Raw genomic sequence first — 4,775 nt, forward strand, 5'->3', positions numbered from 1 at the left:
TCTCTCCTGTGGCTCGAACATTCCCAACAACCGGCCTCAGTCACTTCGTACTCAATAGCTCTTACCCTGACAAACTTATGTTTCGGGATATAGCCATCATCAAATACCATCACACCGACACCCCGCTACTCCCGAACCCGCCCGCACCTCGCTCCGTCTCTTCCAACGCGTCCACAACTGTAAAGGCCGCTTGCTCTACCGATTTTATGACCGCTTGGGCAATGCGATCCCCTTTGCGTAGTTTGTACGTCCATTTCGGATGATGACCGATCATGCGATCGATTTCTCTACTCACCGTAAGAGGTCCGTAATCATTCGGAACTGATTCGTCCTTCTTTGCGATATTATCCACGATCACGCCGACCTCGCCTGCGTATCCGCTATCTACCGTACCTAACTGAACGCGTAGGTGCGTCTTCAGCGTAATGCCCGAACGCGGCCTGATCTGCATTTCGTAGCCCGCCGGAATCTCGAACGCGAGGCCCGTAGGCACAAGCGCCGTCTCGCCCGGCTCGATAATGACGTCATCCGCCGCGTATAGATCGAAGCAAGCGTCCGTCGAATGTGCGTATGTTGGCGTAGTTGCGTCGGATGTTAGCCGTTTAATATTTACGTTCATTGCGATTCCTCCTCGATAGTCCACCCATTTAAACGTGCGTATTTTAACTTTCGCGAATAACTCCTCTTCCAACTGCTCCATTTTCGCGAGCGACCGTGGGCCGCTAACGGATTTCTCTCTTTTTCTGCGCGAAGAATGTCGCTAACCCACTGCGGAACTTCCGGTTGATAGTACGGATCATTATTTCTGGTCATCTACGCGTCCTCCAACAGTTCGAAATCGACTGATTCCGAGTAACATCCGTTTGATGATCCGAACCAACGAATGGTAACGTCGCCTTTGATGGTCGCGAATTTGTAAAAAGTCCACGTATATGATCCGTGATGATCTTCTTCCGGCGGCTCTTCTTCGCTACTTACTTCCTCCGCCATCAGCAACGGATGACCGATTAAATCGGAAAGGTCTCCGCAAATATCGTTTATATGGACGTCTTCGCAACAGTTCTGATAATGGTACATCCGGTACTCTTTTCCGCATTCTGTGGAGAAAAACATTTCGTCTTCTCCGTGCTGCGTGACCTCAACAAGCGTCTTGCCGAGTAAGTCGGATACTTCTGCGTCGATAGCGCTCATCTACTCGACCTCCTTCGCCTTTTTACCGTCCTCAAACGGTAGCGTCATCACGTATAGTAAGAACGGCGCGCCCGCCGCCACGAACCACCAAAAGCCCGCTGCATGTGCGTACCAAAATGCCGGCACGATGGACGCTATAAGCAAAGCGCCCCGGTTAATCGTCTGTCGCATACGATCAGCTCCTTATTTTCGCTTTCACTTATACAGTCGCATGTGGGCGGCGGAAATCGGGACATTAATCGGCAGGAAAATAAAAATCTTCGTCTTCTAACGCCTCGACCGTCGCCTTTTTGTATCCGTTACCCTTTAAACTAAACATATCGAAGGATTTTGTCTTCGTACTCAACCCGTTTATCACAATCGGATTGACCGGTTCATCCGGAAAATACGCCTCAAAGCCGAGGTTCATAAGCGCCTTATTTGCGTTGTACCTAACGAAAGCCTTAACGTCATGCGCCAAACCGACCGCACCATACACATCGTCCGTATATGCGACCTCGTTTTCGTATAGATCCGTTAATAAACCGACTGCCCATTCGTGCAAGCCCGCCTTAACGACGTCCGTCTGCCGGTTATAAATTTCCTGCGCAAGCAACCCGACGTAGACGCCGTGTATCGCTTCATCACGAATAATTAAGTTGATGATCTCGCCGCTCTGCATCATGCGACCCTGCCCGTAGAAATACAACGGATAATAAAAGCCGCTGTAGAATAGGAAACTTTCGAGATACACCGAAGCCACCATCGCTTTATACAGCGAAATGTCATCGCCTGCCTTGATATCGCGATAAAGGTCGGTGATCAGCTTCGCCTTGCGCTGCAAGTATCGGTTTTCTTTAACCCACTCGAAGACGGCCGTAATAGTTTCCGAAGGCGCAAGCGTTAAGAAAATATTCGAATAGGACTTCGCATGGACTGCGTTCTCCATCATCGCCATGAAATTAAGGACGGCCTTTCGTTGGTGACCGTCTACGTGCGCCATAATCGCAGGCATGCCGGTGTTACCCTGTTCCGTATCTAGCAGCGTTAGGCCGGCGAGCACTTTCATATACGTATCGCGTTCGGCTGGTTTGAGTTCATGCCACGCGAGGAGGTCGCCATTTAGCGATATCTCCTCCGGCAGCCAAAACTGCTTAACGTTCTGATCGTAGAACATTTGCGTAAATCCGTCGTCTGATTGCGACCAGTTGGCCGCTGTGAATGTCGTCAATTATTCGTCCTCCCCTGATATCCAAGCGTCTTTGTATTGTGGGATAGTCTAAACGACTTCTCTCCGCTCTCATAAGTCTTTGTGTTATGCGAAAGTCTAACCGCTTTATCTTCGTTTGAATATTCCGTCGTATTTCTAGCTAAACTGCGCATGACAAGCATCCTTCCTGCGTCGTATCTTTAGTCCGAGCATAATACAGCGTCTTGATTCCTTTGTGGTGCGCGTATAGGTCAATCCGATTCAGATCACGCGTCGTCATCGTATCTTTTAAGAACAGCGTAAATGAGATACCTTGGTCGACGTGCTGCTGAATTGTTGCGATCATATCGACCACTTTAAACATGTCCATGTCGTACGCTTCTTTATAGAAGAACCAGTTTTGCGGCGACAGACCCGGCATTGGGTAGTACGTCTTCGAGTTTCCGTAAGTCCGTTCCTCAATACGCTCCATAATCGGCATGACCGAAGCCGTCGCCGACTGCACATACGAAATAGATCCCGTCGGAGCGATACACTGTCGATAGGCATGGTAGAGGCCGTGCAGATTTACGTTACCACGTAAGACTTCCCATTCGAGAGGCGTAGGAATCACGATGTCTTTAAACAGCGCCCGTACCCTATCCGTCTTTGGACGGTAATCACCTTCGAAATACTTCTCGAAATACTCACCGCTCGCATACGTAGATCCCTCGTATCCTTCAAATGTTGATCCCGTTTCCTGCGCCAATTCATTCGATCGCACCAACGTCCAGTAGTTCACAGTCGCGAAAAACACATTAGCAAAGTCTCGCGCTTCTTCCGACTCATAGGCGATGACATTCTGCGCTAGATAGCCGTGTAGATTCATCGCGCCGAGTCCGATAGAACGCATCTCACGGTTAGCCTTTGCTACGGCTGGAGCGTTTTTAATATTAGTAGATTCAGAGACGACCGTAAGCGCATCGACGGCTAATTTGACGGCGTTTTCGATAGAGCCGCCCGCCATAACATTCGCGATATTAAGAGAGCCGAGATTGCACGAAATATCTAAGCCGATGTCGTCCGGTTCTCCGTAGTCGGTATATTCCGAGACGGTTGACGCTTGAAGCACCTCCGAACATAAATTGGAAAACTTAACACGACTGATATGGTTCAGCGCATGTTCGCGGTTAACGTTGTCTTGAAACATCATGTACGGATAACCCGACTCGGAGCGCAGAACGGCCATCTTTTCGAGCAACTGACGCGGGTTAATACGTTCTTTACGTACCGCCGGATTATTTACGAGATCATCGTACATTGCGCCGATATCCATCTCGTCAAGATACGTGCCATACGCCTTATAAACCGTATGAGGATAGAAAACGTAGGCTGGGCGATCTTCTCGCGCTAGTTCGATGAATTTATCGGGTACTACGACGCCGATAGATAACGTTTTGACGCGGACGTCTTCATCTGCCGAGATTTTCTTCGTATCTAGGAAATCGTTTATATCCGCATGGAATACGTTAAGGTACGCAGCACCTGCGCCCTGTCTTTGTCCGGCTTGGTTGATGTGGCGTAGTGATTGATCGAGGTTTCTCATGATCGGTACCACGCCGCTAGTCACGCCTTCGTAATCCATAAGCGACTCACCTTTTGCGCGAGTCTTTGAAAGGTTTACGGAGATGCCGCCGCCGATTTTCGATAACTGGCGTACCGTAGAATTCATCATGTTGATATCGTTTAATGAATCGCCCACCTCAAGCAGAAAACACGACACCATCTCGCCTCTACGTTTTCGTCCGGCGTTTAAGAACGTAGGCGTCGCCGGCTGATACTCTTGGCGAATCATTAGTTTCGCAAACTCGATCGCCTTGGCCCCATCTCCTTTTCCGAAGTACAGCGCACAGCAAGCGATGCGGTCTTCGTAGCGTTCGAGAATCTTTTTACGGTCGTTCGTCTTCAGCGCGTAATCGTTGTAAAACTTGAATGCGCTCATGAACGAAGGGAATCGGAACTTGGCGGCATAGGCCGTTTTATAGACCGCCTTAATTTCCTCGAATGTATAGGCGTCTAGGAATTCCGTTTCGTAGTAATCGTTATCGCGTAGGTAGTCGAGCTTTTCTTTTAAATCGTGGAAAAATACGGTGTTTTGATTTACGTAGTCTATAAAATAAGCACGGACGGCTTCTTCGTCTTTCTCGAATTGAAACCGCCCGTCTTTTTGAATCATAATTTCGTTATTTAACTCGATGTAGCTTGCGTTGTTATTCGTCATGCGGCTCCTCCTTCTTTATCAATCGTCTTTTTAATTACAAATGGATTATTTTCATAGGCAGTTAGAAAGCAGCACGTCTCTCTGGAATATAGTTTCTTTTCTTTAGATAATAGACTCTTGCAATTTCCTCTACCT

Annotated in this window: 5 protein-coding genes; all 5 read right to left on the minus strand. The window is 48.5% G+C overall.

The genetic code is table 11. The annotated features are described in order from the left end of the window. Nucleotides 1-109 precede the first annotated feature (109 nt). The 5 genes from V7L95_RS04090 to nrdE all read right to left on the minus strand — a co-directional run bounded on the left by V7L95_RS04090 (nt 110) and on the right by nrdE (nt 4,640). Nucleotides 110-619: a deoxyuridine 5'-triphosphate nucleotidohydrolase gene (locus tag V7L95_RS04090; RefSeq protein WP_340968148.1), complete on the minus strand. Its 510-nt coding sequence runs from the start codon at nt 617-619 to the stop codon at nt 110-112. Nucleotides 620-813: 194 nt separating this feature from the next. Then, entirely contained in the window at nt 814-1,191 is a 378-nt protein-coding gene (locus V7L95_RS04095; protein ID WP_340968150.1) for a hypothetical protein, read from the minus strand. Continuing rightward, nucleotides 1,192-1,362, minus strand: coding sequence for a hypothetical protein (locus tag V7L95_RS04100; protein WP_340968152.1), 171 nt, complete (start codon nt 1,360-1,362; stop codon nt 1,192-1,194). A 64-nt stretch (nt 1,363-1,426) separates the two neighbouring features. Continuing rightward, nucleotides 1,427-2,401 carry a class 1b ribonucleoside-diphosphate reductase subunit beta gene (gene nrdF, locus V7L95_RS04105; RefSeq protein WP_340968155.1) on the minus strand — a complete coding sequence of 325 codons (975 nt, stop codon included), beginning with the start codon at nt 2,399-2,401 and terminating at the stop codon, nt 1,427-1,429. Nucleotides 2,402-2,540: 139 nt separating this feature from the next. Then, entirely contained in the window at nt 2,541-4,640 is a 2,100-nt protein-coding gene (gene nrdE / locus V7L95_RS04110) for a class 1b ribonucleoside-diphosphate reductase subunit alpha (protein WP_340968156.1), read from the minus strand. Between the last annotated feature and the right edge of the window lie 135 nt (nt 4,641-4,775).

It is taken from the genome of Bacillus sp. PPSBB_11 (assembly GCF_038023285.1).
In the GTDB taxonomy this organism is placed as follows: domain Bacteria; phylum Bacillota; class Bacilli; order Bacillales; family Bacillaceae; genus Bacillus; species Bacillus altitudinis.